The sequence below is a fragment of the Acidicapsa borealis genome (assembly GCF_059115245.1).
Window position 1 is genome coordinate 1,882,271 of the sequence record NZ_JCACNY010000001.1, and the last position, 16,621, is coordinate 1,898,891.

Genomic DNA, 16,621 nt, shown 5'->3' on the forward strand with positions numbered 1-16,621 from the left:
GATCCTACGGGCTCATGGAATCGAAGCAGCAGCACCCTGTACTAAGGTGCTGGCAAGTTCTACGGGAATGGAACAGGTTTTCCACAGTTTCTTGAGCAGGATGGTTTTGAATTCGCGCTATAGGATCATGCAGGAGATTTGTCCTGCCTCCGAGGTAATTGCATGAGCGAAGTCTCTCCCCAGGGTCCCATCACCGTCAGTTCCGATTCCGTTTGCGATCGCGGTCTGGTCCGGGAAGAAAACCAGGACAATGTTCGCACTGCATCGCTTCCCCTGGGCGAACTCTTTATCGTTGCGGATGGCATTGGTGGATACCAGGGAGGCGCGACAGCCTCGCAGATGGTGGTGGACGGATTCCACAGCCAGTTAGCCATTAAGCCCGCAAACTATAGCCCCGACGACGCTCTCAAAGAAGCATGCGCTTACACCAATCACTCCATTCATACAGCAGCAAGCTCCGGCGATCCAGCCAAGCAGCGCATGGGCTCCACGGTCGTCCTGGCACTGATTCAGACTTCCGGTCCGTCGGGTCCCATGGCATGGATCGGCCACGTTGGCGACAGCCGCGCCTATCTCATTCGCAACAACCAGTTGCAGAAGATCACCAGTGACCACTCGGCAGTCCAGGCACTGCTCAGCCGCAATCTGATCACAGAAGAAGAAGCCCGTAATCACCCCGACTCCTCGGTGCTCACCCGGAGCCTCGGGCATCGCACTGAAGTCGAACTCGAGATCGATCACGAGCCACTTCTTCCCGGCGACGCACTGCTCCTCTGTTCGGACGGCTTGTGGGGGTATGTCGACGAGGCATTGATCGCCGGAGTTGTCACCGATCCCAGCCTGTCCATTAAGACTGTCACCGATGCCCTGCTGCGCCTCGCCCTCGACGCCGGCGGTCAGGACAACATCGGGATCCAATACATTCGCCTGAGCGGAGGCAATCCCAACATCACCGCACCGCTTGCGGCAAGCTTTCCAGGTGCATCATCCTTTCCCGGTGCTTCATCCTTTCCCGGTGCTTCATCCTTTCCGGGTACACCTCACTCCACGTCCAACGCAGGGCCGCTGAAGTCACCGTCCCGTACAGGGAAACTGCAGACGATTGCCTTCGCGCTGCTACTGGTCGCAGGCCTCGGGTTTGCGGGTATCCGCTATTGGCCGCAGATCAGTAAAGTGATCCACGGGAACCAGAACGGCAATATCGTCATTCAACCTGCTCCGAACGAAAAGCCAGCAGCAAAAGGGAAAACAAAGGACAAATCGGTCTGGACCAACATTTCCATTCAGGTCGGCGAGGCGGCTTGCCCCAAACCCGCCCGGGATCAGGCGCAGGTGTATACCAGTGATTCTTCCGTCGATATCTCTGCCCTGAACAAGGAAATTGCGAAAGTCTTTGGGGATAAGTTCAAGGTCGAACTGGACCATGCGATCTATCGGCCGTTCCCGCGCAAGACGGATTCATCCTGCGAGTGGTGGGACGAGTACAAAGTGGTCGTTCTTCCAAAGGATGCTTCGAATTCGGTACAGAAAAGGACCAACGCTGTTTCACCAACAACGGAGATCCCAAGAGTGCCGGCATCAGCCGATAACTCTTCTCCCGCTCCTCCGTCCCGGCACTAACCTTGCATGCGACTTAGTTCACCGCGATCGTACCGGCGTTGGCAGCCACCAGGTCCTCCGGTAGAAACGCTCCGGTCTCTTCATCCTGCACAATCCCCAGCACTCCCTCCGGCACAAGGATCGGCGACCCGAAGAAGGAAGAATCCACCGGCCGCTCCAGGTGGATGCTCTTTCCATCGCGGCGCGCCGGCAACTGGATGACCTCGACCGTATCCTTGCCCGTTGACGTGTCCTGAATCAGCCGGTAGACAGCCACCTTCTCCCATCTATCCTGCCCGGCAATCACGCTCGGCGCAGCGCTGAAGCCTCCCTCCAGCTTCTTGCCCGGAAAGCTGATCACCGTCAACGCATCCGGAACAGCCCTTCGGCGCACCTTCACCTTGGTCAAATCCTTCTGTTCAGTGCCATCGCCAGATGCCGGAATCAGCAGCGCATCCTTATCCGCACTTCCGCGCTCGCTCAGGGTGAAGTCCTTATGCGTCAGCGAGTACGTATCGGCAATGCCGGCAGCCGAACGATTCGCCGTTGGAAACAGCAGAATCTCGCCGCCGTTTTTCACCAGCTTCGTCTCGCCTGACTTGATGCGACTCAGAAAATCCGTGTCATAGGCCCACGGTGCACGCGCTTCGGCAGTCGTCACTGCCTGTCCTGAAGCCATGCGAAACCCAAGCTGATCCAGCGTCACCGGATAGCTTGAATCCTTTTCCTTGAGCGAATAGCTGCTCTCTACCTCAAGAAGGTTTGTCTTCGCCTGCTTCTCAAGCTGAACGACCCATGCCGACTGCAACCCCGGCAGCCCATCCCGCACCGAGACTCCGCTCTTCAATCCGAACTCCAGCACCGTCAACACCGTCAGAGCCGCCTGCCGCTCAAGCGGGGAAACGCCAAAATCCACCGGCACATCCTGCGTGAAGGGCAGGGAAACGCGCGGGTGTTCGCTGTGCATCACCAGCTTCTCCAGAAAGCTCACCTTCACCCCGGCCACGACCTGCCCCTGTACTTGGACCATCTGCTTCTCGATCATCTCGCGCAGCGGCGCCGTAGTCGTCAGGTCGCGAAACTGCACCGTCACATACAGGGGCGGCAGCGCCGTCTCCTTGCCCTGCACCAGCACGATTGGCTGGGTCAGCGGATCGGCATAGACCGGCATGCCATTGAGCCGCAGCGACGTCAGGCGAAGGCTCTCAAGCGTAGCGCTGCGATTCGGCGTCACCGTAAGATCCACCCCCACGCGAAGGTGGGAAGTATCAACCTCCGAGATGCTCGTCCCTTGCACCTTGAGCTCGCCCAGCACTCCAGTGGTAGACGGCTTCGTCGGCGCGACGTCCCCCGAAGGTGGCGCAGGTGGTGGTGGATCTTGCGCGTTCACCACCCGAAGAGAACAGAGAACCAGCGGAGCAACAAGGAAGAGAGATCGCAGTATCGATTTCAAGGCAGCCTCCTGCACACTCAACAGCGAAAATAACCTTCGATACTGCGCGAGATACGGCGCAATAGGATTCTTGAGCACACTCAGGGCAACATCTCGCTATTCTATGAAGGAAGATCGGCGATGGCCAGTGGCAATAGAGGAAGACGGCTTCCGGTTCTCAAAACAAGGGGTAGCGGCCATGAACGACAGTACACAGCGCTTGATCCGCGATCTGTTCGACGGGGCAAGCAGGCTTCCCGAAGCCGAACAGAGGCCATGGGTGGAAGCGCGAGCGCAGGGCAACATCGAAGTCGTATCCAGCGTATTGCGTCTGCTGCGAGCCTCCAGCGCCAGCGGCAAAGGGTTCCTGGCCGAGCCGGCGATCAAGCGGCCCAAGGCTCCCATGCAGGAAGGCATGCCCATCGGTCCCTATCGTGTCCTCAAAGATATCGATACCGGTGGCATGGGCGTCGTCTATCTCGCCATTCGCACCGACGGCCTGCACAGCGGTCTCGTCGCCATCAAGGTCATCCGCCCCGAAATCATGTCCGACGCCATCAGGAAGCGCTTCGAACAGGAATGCGCCATCCTCGGGCGGCTCAATCATCCCAGCATCACCCGCATCCTGGACGGCGGCACCACTGCGACCGGCCTGCCTTACTCCGTCATGGAATATGTGGATGGCAAGGCGCTCGATGTCTACTGCAAGGAAACCCGCGCCACGATGCAGCAGCGCCTCGACCTCTTTCGCAAGACCTGCGAAGCAGTGCAGTACATGCATGACAACAAGGTCATCCACCGCGACCTGAAGCCGGCCAACATCCTCGTCACGCACAATGGCCACATCAAGCTGCTCGACTTCGGCATCTCCAAACTCACCGGCGACCTCAGCACCAACCTCACCACCGGCATCCCCATCATGACTGCCGTTTACGCCAGCCCGGAGCAGATCACCACCCGCGAATCCCATCGCCTGACCAGCAGCTCGGACATCTACTCGCTCGGCGTCATCCTCTATGAACTGCTGACCGGCGTCCGCCCCCTCACCTTCGAAGGCCTGGGCCTGCCCGAAGTGATCGACACCGTCACCACCAAAGACCCGCTCAAGCCCAGCACGCAGAAACCGCTGCCTGCAGATGCCGATCCGGACCGCATCTACCTCTCCATGCGCCAGCAACTCGCCGGCGACCTCGACTGCATTTTGCTGATGGCGCTGCGCAAAGAGCCGGAGCGCCGCTACCCCAGCGCGGCCGAATTTGCCGCCGACATCGAGCGCTTTCAGAAGGGCCAGCCCGTGTTAGCCCGTGGCGACGGAGCCGGTTACAAAGTCAGCAAGTCCCTGCGTCGCAACCGGCTGCGTATAGCCGCGCTACTGCTCATCGGTCTTTCTCTCGTCGGTGCGGGTGGCGCCTATTACTTCCATCAGCAGGAGAGTAACGCCATCGAAGAAAAGGAAGAGGTCAAAGTCGAGCTACAAAAAGCTCTTCAACGCATCGACGACCTTACCAGGAAAGCGCAGCAGAACGCAGGCAAAGCCAAAGCGCCACTGATCGAAGGAGAAACCTCCAACCAGCGCCTCGCCCATATTCGTAACGGTGTTGCAGACTTCTCTTCCGACTATCAGGCAGAAGTCCCCGGCATTCTGGAAGCCGACCCCTCCACGCATGACAAGGTAGCGCAGCTGGCCCAGCAGAGCCTGCATTATTTTGCCGATGTGCAGTCCGTAGCGGGCGAAGATCCAGGCACCGTCGCAGCACTGGGACGCGCCTATCAGGCCGTTGCCAAGTCGCAGTGGAGCCCAGCCGGAACGCCCAGCCTGGAGGATCCAAGCCAGGCCAGACAGACCTACCATCTCGCGCTGCAATCGCTGGAGGCAACCGACGCACTCAGGAAGAATCCGCAAGTCAAGGCAGTCGTCAGCGAGATACTGAGCGATCCCGCAACGCAACAGTTCCGCGATGCATTACTGAGTCCAGGCCCCAGGCCGTAACGCTCAGCGGCAGCGCAAAGAAAACGGCGGTCGGTTCAACGAACCGGCCGCCGCATATCTCGTAGATGCACCTTAGTTATTGGCAAGCTTGTCGTAGAGCCAGGCCCGTGCAAACTCCCAGTCGCGCCGCACCTTCGATACATTCTCGCCCACAATCTCTGCAGTCTCCTCGTTGGTATATCCGCCAAAGAAACGCAGCTCCACAACTTTGGCATTTTCCGGATACAGCTCGGCAAGCTGGTTGAGCGCATCATCCAGCGCCACCACTTCGGCATCCTTGCCGGCAGTTACATGAAAAGCCTCATCCAGCTCAATCTGAATCCCGTTACGTTTATTCGCCCTGCGGCTGCGCGCATCGTCCACCAGAATGCGCCGCATCTGCGTAGCGGCAACCGCAAAGAAGTGTGCACGGTTATTCAGCTTCAGAGGCTCGCCGCCGAACAACCGGAAATAGGTTTCATTCACCAGCGCCGTCGTCTGCAGAATGTGGCCTTCCTTCTCGCCGCTCAGGTATCGAGAAGCCAGCCGGTGCAGGTCGCCGTACACCACGCGGATGAGTCGCTCCGACGCCTCTTTGTCCCCTTCGCTCGCGCTCTGCAGCAACTGCGTAATCTGCGCCGAATCCATGCTCAACTCCCCCTCTACGATGGTCACTACAAATATACGAGAGCGGTCAGGAATATCAGCACTGCATTTCTGTCTATTGTTTAGCTAACTCAGTCCATCGCAGCGTCACGCTCTGCTGCCCCGGCGCGGTAATAGCAATCTTCATGCTGCTGTAATTTCTTCCCGCATCCGGCTGCGTCAGAACGCGCGCATTTCCCGAAGCAACAGTGACAGCGATGGGCGTCGCCAGTGCGGGCGGCGTCATCGCAGCAATCGTGCCCACCGAGGCTCGCGACCCGGGAATGTAGATATCGACCATCTGCGGGGCCATGGCAATCGTGCCGGACCATGTAATCGTGCCCGAACTCAGTTGCGGAACCGGAGGGGGATTCGGTTCGGGCCTTTTCACAACCATCGGATTGCTATGCCCACCCGGACCATTTGGAGTCGGAGAAATCTTGTGTATTGGACTGGTGGGCGGCTTCACGTCGGGCTTCGTGTCGCCTCGTGGCAGCGGCGGATCGTTCTTCACCGTCTGCGGTGGCGCGACCGGCTGAGGATTCACTTGCAGCTCTGTCTTCTTCACTACCGGAGTATCAGGCTTATGGAGCAGCATCCATGCCCCTCCGCCGCCAGCCCCCAGCAGCAGAACGATACCCGCAGCAATCAGCGCCATCCGTCCACCACCGCTGGCTCGCTTATCCTGGATCACCCGTACAGCGGCCGGCCCCGTATTGAATCCACCCGTGGTGGAGGTGCCAGTCTGCGAAACAGAAGTCGTCACCGGCACATGCGTATCCACCTGCGTCGCAGCGCGCCCAGGTGACGTGAAGGCAACTCCGCCAGCTGGCCCAGTTGGTCCGGTCGGCCCAGTTGTTTTCGGTGCCTGAAACGGCGGCGGAGGAGCCGATGGCTGTGCTGATGGCTGCACCGTAACTGCCTTCACCGGAGCCGCAACGGGCGGCTGAGCCGTAGGCGAGCCAGTGAAAGCGATTGGCTGCGGCACAGAAACCGGCATGGTTGCGCGTTCCGGCTGCAGCGGTCGAGCCGCAGCCGCGCGGTACGCATCCAGCGCCGCCACAATCTCCTCGCAGCTCTGCGGGCGATCTTCCTTGGCCTTCGCCAGGCAATGCAGCGTAATCTCGTTCAGCTCAGCCGGCAGCCCGCTCTTGCGTTCGATCAACGGCGTCGGCTCAACCGTCACCTGCGCCGTCTGCACATCATGAATCGACGGATAGCCATTGCTCTGGCTGAACGGCGGCCACCCCGTCAGCAGCTCGTAAAACAGGCACCCGAAGCTGTAAATATCTGACCGGCTATCCACATCGCGCGAGCTACGGATCTGCTCCGGACTCATGTAATCCGGCGTGCCCAGCCGCTGATTCACCTGCGTCACATTGCGGCTTGAACGCATCACCTTGGCAATGCCAAAGTCCATCAGATACGCCTGCCCGTCCTCATTTACCAGCACATTCGAAGGCTTGATGTCGCGATGCACGATGCCATGGCTATGCGCATACCCCAGCCCGGAAAGTATCTGCGTACCAAGATCCACCGCTTCGGGAACAGTCAATGGCCCGCGCCGCGAATCCAGCATCTTCTCAAGATCGCGCCCATCGATGAAGTCCATCACCATGTAACTGCTGCCGGCATGTTGCCCGACCTCGTAAATCCGCACAATGTTCGGATGAACGAGCTGGTTCTCGCCCTCGCTCTGAAAGCGCGATTCCACTTCAGGGATCCCGGAGAATTGCCGGTTGAGAAACTTCATCGCGCGCAGTTGCGCACTCGTCTCATGTCGCACCAGCCATACCTCGGCCATGCCGCCCACACCGAGTTGTCGCACCAGGACGTAACTGCCGATCCTGGCTCCCTGACTGGCTTCAATGGCCATGCTGCCTTCTTCGAGGAGAAACGTCTCAATCAATCCAAATGCGCGAGGAATCCGAGAGTCAACTGTAACGTCAGCTAACAGGAAATCCCGCGTTGTTACTGCAGTTTCTTCAAGCGGTCACAGCCCCATTGATTCCCCATGCTGCAGCCCTTGGTCAATAACTCCTTAGCCCTGTCGAGATCCTTCGGCACCCCGCTGCCAGTGCGGTAAAGGTCGCCCAGATCGCTGCACCCGTTCGAGTTTCCACCGCGGCAAGCCTTCTCATACAACATCGCAGCCTTCGCGAAGTCCTGCTCCACACCCTGCTTGTCCTGGTACATCACGCCAAGGTTATTGCAGGCCGTAGCCTCACCCGCATCGCAGGCCTTCGTGTACAGCGCCAGAGCGCGCGCATAATCCTGCTCCACCCCCAGCTTGTGCTGATAGAGAAATCCAAGGTTGTTGCATCCCTCCAGCACATTGCCGTTACACGCCTTCTCATACAGTGCCGCCGCCATGGGATAGTTTTGCTCGACGCCAAGCTTGTACTGGTACATCCAACCCAGATCCTTACATCCCGTCGCGCTGCCGCCGTCGCAAGCCTTGGTGAAGAGCGAGGCTGCGCGGCGATAGTCCCGTGCCACGCCCAGATTATCCTGGTACATCACGCCAAGGTTGTCGCAACCGGTCGCGAAGTTGCCGTTGCAGGACTTCGTATAAAGCGCTACAGCCCGCGCATAATCCTGAGTCACTCCCAGATGATCCTGGTACATCACGCCAAGATTGCTGCATCCCGCCATGCTCCCGCCACGGCAACCCGTGTCATAGAGCGCAAGAGCCTGGGCGTAGTCCTGCTCCACCCCCAGCCTGTGCTGGTACATCCACCCGAGATAGTCGCAGCTGTCCGCATGCCCCTCGTTGCAGGCTTGCGTAAATAACGGCAGCGCCGCTCCGTACTCTTTGCTGGTGTAGAGCGCAATGGCCCGCTTCGCCGTTGCATCGACGCTCTCGGCGTTAGGATTCACTGGCCTGTTCGGGTTCACTGGCTGCAGTGGAATCGTATCCGTAGGCCGCGGGGAAACCGCTGGATGCGGCTTCAGATTGCCATCCGGCGACACAGGGACCTGGGGCTGCACATGGGTCTCCTGCACCTGTTGCGCCTGCGAGTCGTCCTTGGCCTTGTCATTCCGCGTGAAAAACTTCATCGCTGCGACAGCGATCACAGCCACGACCACCAGCACGCCCAGAAAGCCAAACAGAATCCCCCGGTTACGCGAGGAGCTCGAAGATGGCTGTCCCGGCACAGGTCCAGGTTTTGGGAAGGGAATCGGAGGCACGTTCGCATACTGCCCCGAAGTATTTCCTGGAACCGGCCTGGATCCACCCGTGAAATACGACGCATCCAGCGGCACTGTGGGCGGCGGTCCCGTCGTCGCCGAGGTTCCCGGCACCGGCAGCGGAACAAACGGCAACCCCGGCGTCTCATACACCGTCTGCTGTCTCTGAAAAGACGCCGGCCCAGACACAGAACCAGACGTGTAGCCTGGAACAAAATTACTTGGAGGAGGAGGCAGCACCGCCCCTGGCACAAGATTCGGCATCGGCATCGGCGGCGGCGGCAGCGGCACAGAAACCCGATTCAGCTCATTGAGGAACTCCCAAACCGTCGCCGGACGGTTCTCCCGCTCCTTGGCCAGCAGCCGCAGCACCAGTGCGTCCAACCCTGGATAGTTCGCCAGCTCAGGCCGCAACGTACTCGGCGCCGGCGGAGCAGCGTGTACATGCTGCTCAAACCATCCCTCGTACGTCTCTGAATGAAACGGCAGCTGCCCCGTCAGCATTTCAAAGAACACGCACCCCAGCGCGTAAAGATCAGTCCGCCCATCGAGCTCGGAAGGCGGCGGCGTCCCCCGCCATTGCTCCGGCGAAGCATACTCAGCAGTCAGCAGCGGATTGCCTGTCTGCGTCATCCGGCCCACACTGTTGCCGATCGCCACAATGCCGAAATCGACCACCTTGGCCGTCTCTCCATCGGCATTCCATGCCAGCAGAATGTTCTCCGGCTTGATGTCTCGATGCACGATTTGCTTGGCGTGCGCCGCGCCCAGCCCTTCCGCCATCCCGCGAACGATATTGAGTACCCGATCCACCGGCAGCCCATGCGGCGCCTGCTCCAGCAGCGCGCGCAGACTGGGGCCATCGACAAATTCCATCGAGATATAAAAACTGCCATCCTCGGTCTGTCCAAGCTCAAGGGTCTGCGCAATGTTGGGGTGGCGCAGCTTGCTCGCTGCCTTCGCCTCTTGCAGAAACCGCTGAACAAACGTCGGATTGGCGGCCAGACTGCTCGACAGAAACTTCAGCGCCCGCGGCTCGCCCATCAGCGTGTGCTCCGCCAGGTACACCGTGCCCATACCGCCCTTGCCCAGCACCCTCTCAATCCGGTAGCAATCCCGGATAATCGTTCCGGCAGGCAGTTCGGGCGTTTCGACCAGCACCGCTCCGTGCGTAGGGCAGGTGCGATGTTCAGCGGGGTAAGACGTTGCGCAGATAGGGCACAGCTTCATACGGTGTCACGACCAGAAATGGAATGGCTGCGAGGAGGGCCCACCGGATTGCAGAGCCTGGAAGTACGGCAATTGTGCCATCTTGCCTTGCAGATGGCAACCATCCAGTTACCACGCCGCCTACGAGCTATAGCGTAGCTTCCTCGCATGTCTGCGCAAGAAACTTCGACGCCCGCCGCGTTATCAGATATGCGCCCACTTCACCAGCAACACAGCCAGCGCAGCCCCCATGAGATCGCCCACAATCGGTACCGGGGCATATTTCCAGTTCGAACCGCCCTTGCCCGCGATCGGCAGCAGAAAATGCACCAGCCGCGGTCCCAGATCACGCGCCGGATTGATTGCGTATCCCGTCGTCGAACCCAGCGAAAGCCCAATCCCCCAAACCAGCGAAGCCACCAGCCAGGGCGCAAATCCCGGCGCCGGCCCGGTAGCCGATACCCCATGCGATCCGATCGCATTCGCCACCAGCACCAGCACAAACGTCCCCGTAATCTCCCCCAGCAGGTTCGAAGGCAGATGCGGAATTGCAGGCGACGTGCAGAAGACCCCGAGCTTCGCTCCATGGCTCTCCGTCTCCGCCCAGTGCGGGTAAAAGAAAAGCCACGTCAGCGTCGCCCCAGCCATCGCCCCCAGCATCTGCGCCGACCAGAAGTAGCCAAGATGCGAGTAGTCTCCCGAGCCCACCGCCGCTGCAAAGGTAAATGCAGGGTTCAGATGCGCCGCGTCGCTCCCGAACGCCTTCGATACCAATACCCCGCAGAGCACGGCAAACGCCCAACCGGTCGTGATCACCATCCATCCTGCATTCTCCGCATACGTCTTGCGCAGGCTCACACTGGCATTCACGCCATTGCCAAGAAGAATCAGGACGAACGTGCCAAGAAATTCGCCCAGCCACACTGATTGCATTCCGCATCCTCTCCCAGCGCGCCATTGACCACTCCGCCCGAGGGCAGAAAACCATCGCCAGGCGCTTTTGGGTAACTCCAGCATTCTCCACATTTAAGTGGCTTTGGCAAAGCCCCGAGTTCCTAGGGGCCCGGCTGTCGCTTCCGTTGGCCAATCCCGTGCGTCTATTCCCACAACCGGCAACAGTGCAACCGAACGATTGCTTGGAAAGGTTTGCTCTCAGACGCTCTGGAACCGTCGCAAGACCGTTCTGGCCATTTACAATTCTGAAAGTGGCCCGGACTTTTTGCGGCGCCCCTGTCAAAAAAAGATCGTAAAGATCGAAATAATCGACGTGCTCCGTTGGCCGTAAGGCAGGTTGGGCAGTCGCGAGGTTCACGACCGAATGAAGAAATTTGCCCTATTTGCACTCCTGCTGACGCTTTCTGCCGTCGCAGGCCGAGCCCAGGAAAGCCGTCAAGACGTAAGCATCAGCGGTTCCGCCGTCATCGAGCCGCTAGTCTACAGCAGCACCAACACCACGGTCAGCGCCAAGCGCGGCTTTGGAGCCCTGTTCAGCTACCGCTACATGCTCACCCCGCGCGGCGCCGTCGAAGCCAACTACTCCTGGACCACCAATCAGATTCACTACAAGGGAAACAGTGGTGCATCGTACGACTACAAGGTCAACGTCCACATGCAGGAACTGACGGCAGCCTACGTCTACAACTTCAACTACCACAAGTTCAATCCTTTTGTGGAAGCTGGCGGCGGAGCACTGCTCTTCGGCAACGTCCGCAACATTGGAACGACCTCGCTCGACTTCAAGTCGCAGACCACCATCGTCGGCCTCTACGGCGGCGGCATTGCCTATGAAATCAGCCCGAGTTTCGATATCCGCGCCGAATACCGCGGCTTCGTTTCAAAGGTCCCCAACTTCGGCGGTGGCATCAATGGCGCCCTGAACACAAACAAGTACTACAACATCTATGACCCCGTCATTGGTGTCGCGTACCACTTCTAAGCCGCACAGATCCGTATACAAAAAAGCCCCTCGCTTCGGCAGAGGGGCTTTGTATTTTTAGACTTGGCCAGGTTCTCCGCCCAGTCTCAGCTCCGCCGAGTAGACTGCCGCATCGCCACCGGCAAAATCTGTTCCAGCCGTCCCTGCCGGTAGGCAAATGTAGCCTCCATCTGACGCCGGACAAAGACAGCATTCGCCACAGACCCCAGCGGCCCCAGCGGCAGGCTGTACTCCACCTCGTCAGAAATGTAAGTTCCCACTATTCCGTCCCGTTCTTCGCTCACAATTCCATGACGGTGCTGCCAGCTGGCGAACGGCCCCTTGAGCTGCTCATCGCAGAAGTGGCTATTCCACTCAAACTCCGTAATCCGCGCAATCCACCCGATCCGGAAGCCAATCTTCGGCACCGGCCGGAAGCTGATCACCATCTCTGACCCGACACCCGCCGTGGGGCTCTGAAATTGCAGCTCGGGATTCGCTGCGACCGGCCGCTGCGGTGCTGGAATCAGCCGCGAGCTCTCCACCCGCGCCTGCTGCCACTTCGGCATGAGATGAGGCAGATTGCCCGGATTCGCAAAAAAAGCAAACACCAGCTCAACGGGAAAAGGAACCCACTGGCTGGTTTTCAGGATTTCGGGCATAAAGACAAGTTCTCCGCTCTAACCTACTCAAGACTACCCCAGCCGCATACGCATTCCGTTCATCCCGCAAAACAGAGAAGGCGGAGCCGGGTAGGCTCCGCCTTCTGTTGCTTTCACCGTACAGACCAGAGAAATGGTCTGGGGGAGGGAAAACATTCACTTAGTTAGGCAGCAGAACGCTGTCAATTACGTGGATGACGCCATTGGACTGGTACACATCAGCGATGGTTACCGTCGCCATACCGCCCTTTTCGTCGGTCAGCATCACCTTGCCGCCCTTAACGGTCGCCGTCAGCGTTCCGCCCTGGACAGTCTTCAGCGTGGCCTTGCCGCCGCCAGCCTTGATCAGCTTGACCAGGTCCTTGCTGCTGACCTTGCCGGCAACCACGTGGTAGGTGAGTACCTTCACCAATGCATCCTTGTTCTCAGGCTTGAGCAGAGTGTCCACCGTTCCGGCAGGCAGCTTCTCAAACGCTTCATTGGTCGGTGCGAAGACCGTGAACGGGCCAGCGCCTTCCAGCGTATCGACCAGACCGGCAGCCTTCACAGCCGCTACCAGCGTGGTGTGATCCTTGGAGTTGACTGCGTTCTCAACGATGTTCTTGGTGGCGTACATCGGCGCTCCGCCAACGTCGGGGTCTTTCATCTGCGAGGCCGCGGCCGCGCCAACAACTGAAACTGCAAGCAGAACAGCGACGGAGGTGCTTTTCAAACGGTTCATTGGGTATTCCTTCCGGGTATCAATTCGACTTCCCTTATTGAACGTATGCCGATTGCATTTAGATTGCGTGTATTGCAAAAACACTTTGCAGTCCTGTCAACAATTGCTCCACTTCCGTTCATCCCGCGACCACTGCCATCAAAGGACAGTCAATCCGTCCCGTCCACCCGGAAATTAGGGCGAACCTGCCCCGGTCAATTAACGTAGGACAATCGAATCTTCTGCCGGGGTGGAGGATTTCGGAGCGGCTTCCCGCCGTTCCTGCGCTTTCTGGAGTGTCGGGCAATTCTTAGGAGCGAATCGCAAGTGTCTTCTGCTAAAGATCGAACCAAGCGGAATCGTTGGCTGGAACTGATCGCCGTCTACAAGTTGCTCCAGGCCGCACTTCTGGTGAGCGTTGGCGTCGGCGCCCTTCGTCTCCTGCACAAGGACGTCGCCAGCATCCTCGCCAATCTTGCGGACAAGTGGAGCGTCGACACAGAAGGCCGCCTGATCACGTTTCTCTTGAACAAAGCCTCGCTCGTAGACGATCACATGCTCCGCCGTATCAGCTACTTCCTTTTCTGCTACGCCGTAATCGGCCTCGTGGAGGGAATCGGGCTATATCTTGAAAAAGTCTGGGCAGAGTGGTTTACTTCCATCATCACCGCATCCTTCCTCCCGTTTGAGATTATGGAACTGATGCACCGGGTCACCTGGTTCCGAATCGGCCTGCTCGTCGTCAATCTGGCTGTTCTCGCCTACCTTGTAGGCCATTTATTGCGCCGCAGAGTCGCTCAGGTCCGCTAGACGGACCCAATTCGGTAAACACTACCGGTAGTGGTGATCTGAAAGTATGAACCTCCCCTTGGGGTGTTCTCGCTGAATTTTTCCCGCCGACCCGCTATCTGACCGAAAACCAGTGCATTTCCCCTAAATTTCCGAATCGGAAAGATGGAGAAGTCGGGTACTCTGGTGGAAATTTTTGGAGTGCAGTGGAAGAAAATCTACGAAATTCGAGTACTATGAATCCAGTTCAACCGTTCCAGAACGGGAGACTTGATTTAGCACCACGGTTTCGAGGTTTCTATGTTCCGCGGCACCCAGGAAGCCAAGGTCGATGAGAAAGGGAGACTCAAGGTCCCAGCGGACTTTATGAAGCTGATCCTTGAGAAGAATTACGGCTCCCAGTTCTTCATCACCTCGAGGGACGGCAAGGTCGCCGAAATCTGGCCCATGCCGGAGTGGGAAAAGGAAGAAGCCAAGAAAGCGGCCCTTCCGGAAGAAGACGAAGCGAAGACCACATGGATGCGCGTGGTCAACTTCTTCGGCGGCGTAGTGGAGATCGACAAGCAGGACCGGCTGATGTTGCCGCGCAAGATTCGGGAACGCTTCAGCCTGGTAAGCGTGGATGTGGTAGTCACCGGGCAGCAACGCTACCTGATGTTGCAGGTAGAGCAGGAAGCAGAGCAGGAGATACTCGGCCTGCTGGCTCCTGGTCCGGATTCCGCGAAGCAGATGAGCATGGCGGAGGCTCGCAAGGTTTTAGCGGCAGGAGAAGCGCGCAGCGCACAAAATCTCCCAGCCGCCGGATAAGCCCCCGAGGGGGAGCACATGAACGAAACGAATAGTCGCCATGTGCCGGTTCTTTCTCAGGATGTGATCCACTACCTCGCTGTACGCGAGGGCGGCACCTACCTCGACTGCACACTCGGCCTCGCCGGGCACTCGAGCCAGATCGCCAGCCTGCTCGGGCCAAAGGGACACCTGATCGCCTTCGATCGTGACCCCAAGGCACTCGAACTCGCCGGCCAAAGGCTCACGGAGTTAGCCACGGAATTAGGCGACAGGATGCCCAAGCTGACGCTGATCGGAGAAGCCTTCAGTAAGGTCAGCGAATACGTCGAACCGGCATCACTGGATGGAATTCTGGCCGACTTCGGTGTCAGTTCCATGCAGATCGACGAAGCAGAGCGAGGATTTAGTTTTCAGGCGGACGGGCCTCTGGACATGCGGCAAGATACGCGCCAGCCCCTGACCGCCGCACAAGTGGTAAACGAGATGGACGAGAGCGATCTCGCCAATCTCATTTACGAATACGGAGAAGAGAGGAGGTCGCGGAGAATCGCCAGAGCCATTGTCAGGGCGCGGCCAGTCACGACTACGGGGCAGTTAGCCCGGATCGTCGCTGGTAGCGCCCCGGCACTGAAAACGGACCGGATTCATCCCGCCACCAGAACCTTTCAAGCCCTTCGTATCCACGTAAACCGCGAACTGGACGAAATACAGAAGCTGCTCGAGGCCGCGCCCCATTTGCTTAAGCCCTCAGGCCGTATCGTCGTCATCAGCTTTCACTCCCTCGAAGACCGCATCGCCAAAGATGTCATGCGCGACCTGCAAACCCAGGGAGTCTGGACAGTCTTAACCCGCAAGCCAGTCGTCGCGGAAGAAGCCGAAACGGATCGCAATCCCAGAGCCCGCAGCGCCAAGCTCCGAGCCGCAGAAATGACACCACCTGGGCAGACCAGGAAGCCCGAATATCAGGATCAAGGCTCAGTAAGGCAGTTGACCGGCTTCGCCCAGCTCGCCAAGGGCAAGCAGGGGCCAGCCAGGCCCAAAGAGAAACAAAAGCAGCACTCCGGCAAGAAGCCACGGCTGCGAAAGTAGAGGAACGACATGGCCGCTCACGCAGCAACCTATTTCGAAAGCGGACGAAGCTCTTCCCAGCGCATCGAGGACCTCAACGCCCGCCTCTTTGCCGAGCAGCAGCGTCTCCGTCGCGGCGCAACGCTTGAAGTCTTCTTTCCCAAGCGCATCGACAACTCACGCCTGATCAAAGCACCCGACATGGTCCGCATCCGCGAGATGCGCATCTTCACCGCCGCTGTCGTCGTCCTCTTCTCGCTCATCATGATCTACGGCCTGCAGCACTTCAGCGCCATCGAGATGGGCTACAGCGTCGAGACCAAGAAGCAGCAGCTCGACGCCCTGCGCGAACAGAACCGCCAGCTCCGTCTCTCAGAAGCGCAGCTCTCGCAACCGCGCCGCATCGACGCCATGGCACGCCAGATGGGCCTCGTAGAACTGCAGCCCAACCAGGTAGTCCGCGTAACGGATCGCGTTCCAGAGAACACCGGGAGCGGCACTCCAGTTGTAGCCCAGATGCACGCCCCAGCACCAGTTACCCCAACGCGCTAAGGTACTTGCTTTTTGGTTGTCATTCCCGAAGGGAATCTGCTGTTGTACTTGCTTCGTAACAGGGCACGGCTCCAGCCGTGCCGAAAAGCCAACACCATGA

The 16,621-nt window shown here is 58.9% G+C and carries 14 protein-coding genes; 7 read left to right on the forward strand and 7 right to left on the reverse strand.

Annotation, left to right across the window (positions count from 1 at the left end; all coding sequences use genetic code 11):
• Positions 1-162 precede the first annotated feature (162 nt).
• Positions 163-1,620: a PP2C family protein-serine/threonine phosphatase gene (locus AC5S27_RS07685; protein WP_493933972.1), complete on the forward strand. Its 1,458-nt coding sequence runs from the start codon at positions 163-165 to the stop codon at positions 1,618-1,620.
• Positions 1,621-1,633: 13 nt separating this feature from the next.
• Here the strand turns inward: AC5S27_RS07685 and AC5S27_RS07690 are convergent, their stop codons facing one another.
• Positions 1,634-3,052, reverse strand: a complete 1,419-nt coding sequence (locus tag AC5S27_RS07690) for a hypothetical protein (protein WP_493933973.1) — start codon at positions 3,050-3,052, stop codon at positions 1,634-1,636.
• A gap of 178 nt (positions 3,053-3,230) precedes the next feature.
• On the opposite strand from AC5S27_RS07690, the gene AC5S27_RS07695 reads away from it, so the two are divergent.
• A complete protein-coding gene (locus tag AC5S27_RS07695; protein ID WP_493933974.1) occupies positions 3,231-5,021 on the forward strand; it encodes a serine/threonine protein kinase in 1,791 nt (596 codons plus the stop codon).
• A gap of 72 nt (positions 5,022-5,093) precedes the next feature.
• Here the strand turns inward: AC5S27_RS07695 and AC5S27_RS07700 are convergent, their stop codons facing one another.
• The 4 genes from AC5S27_RS07700 to AC5S27_RS07715 form a co-directional block, all read right to left on the reverse strand.
• On the reverse strand, positions 5,094-5,648 hold the full coding sequence (locus AC5S27_RS07700; protein WP_493933975.1) for a sigma-70 family RNA polymerase sigma factor: 555 nt from the start codon (positions 5,646-5,648) through the stop codon (positions 5,094-5,096).
• A gap of 73 nt (positions 5,649-5,721) precedes the next feature.
• Positions 5,722-7,521 (reverse strand): serine/threonine-protein kinase, encoded by a 1,800-nt coding sequence (locus tag AC5S27_RS07705; protein WP_493933976.1) that lies wholly within the window; start codon positions 7,519-7,521, stop codon positions 5,722-5,724.
• Positions 7,522-7,616: 95 nt separating this feature from the next.
• A complete protein-coding gene (locus AC5S27_RS07710; protein ID WP_493933977.1) occupies positions 7,617-9,998 on the reverse strand; it encodes a protein kinase domain-containing protein in 2,382 nt (793 codons plus the stop codon).
• A 252-nt stretch (positions 9,999-10,250) separates the two neighbouring features.
• Positions 10,251-10,979, reverse strand: a complete 729-nt coding sequence (locus tag AC5S27_RS07715; protein WP_493933978.1) for an MIP/aquaporin family protein — start codon at positions 10,977-10,979, stop codon at positions 10,251-10,253.
• 385 nt (positions 10,980-11,364) lie between these two features.
• Between AC5S27_RS07715 and AC5S27_RS07720 the strand changes: the two genes are divergently transcribed.
• The gene (locus AC5S27_RS07720; RefSeq protein WP_493933979.1) at positions 11,365-11,982 is read left to right on the forward strand and encodes an outer membrane protein; all 618 of its coding nucleotides are present in this window, start codon (positions 11,365-11,367) and stop codon (positions 11,980-11,982) included.
• Between the two features lie 86 nt (positions 11,983-12,068).
• Here AC5S27_RS07720 and AC5S27_RS07725 read toward each other — a convergent pair whose 3' ends face one another.
• Positions 12,069-12,623 (reverse strand): SRPBCC family protein, encoded by a 555-nt coding sequence (locus AC5S27_RS07725; protein WP_493933980.1) that lies wholly within the window; start codon positions 12,621-12,623, stop codon positions 12,069-12,071.
• 160 nt (positions 12,624-12,783) lie between these two features.
• Positions 12,784-13,344: a fasciclin domain-containing protein gene (locus AC5S27_RS07730; RefSeq protein ID WP_493933981.1), complete on the reverse strand. Its 561-nt coding sequence runs from the start codon at positions 13,342-13,344 to the stop codon at positions 12,784-12,786.
• A gap of 306 nt (positions 13,345-13,650) precedes the next feature.
• Between AC5S27_RS07730 and AC5S27_RS07735 the strand changes: the two genes are divergently transcribed.
• The 4 genes from AC5S27_RS07735 (at position 13,651) to AC5S27_RS07750 (ending at position 16,521) form a co-directional block, all read left to right on the forward strand.
• The gene (locus AC5S27_RS07735; RefSeq protein ID WP_493933982.1) at positions 13,651-14,133 is read left to right on the forward strand and encodes a DUF2127 domain-containing protein; all 483 of its coding nucleotides are present in this window, start codon (positions 13,651-13,653) and stop codon (positions 14,131-14,133) included.
• Between the two features lie 279 nt (positions 14,134-14,412).
• The gene (locus tag AC5S27_RS07740; protein WP_493933983.1) at positions 14,413-14,919 is read left to right on the forward strand and encodes a division/cell wall cluster transcriptional repressor MraZ; all 507 of its coding nucleotides are present in this window, start codon (positions 14,413-14,415) and stop codon (positions 14,917-14,919) included.
• An 18-nt stretch (positions 14,920-14,937) separates the two neighbouring features.
• A complete protein-coding gene (gene rsmH / locus AC5S27_RS07745) occupies positions 14,938-15,990 on the forward strand; it encodes a 16S rRNA (cytosine(1402)-N(4))-methyltransferase RsmH (RefSeq protein ID WP_493933984.1) in 1,053 nt (350 codons plus the stop codon).
• A gap of 9 nt (positions 15,991-15,999) precedes the next feature.
• Positions 16,000-16,521, forward strand: a complete 522-nt coding sequence (locus AC5S27_RS07750; protein WP_493933985.1) for a cell division protein FtsL — start codon at positions 16,000-16,002, stop codon at positions 16,519-16,521.
• Positions 16,522-16,621 lie beyond the last annotated feature (100 nt).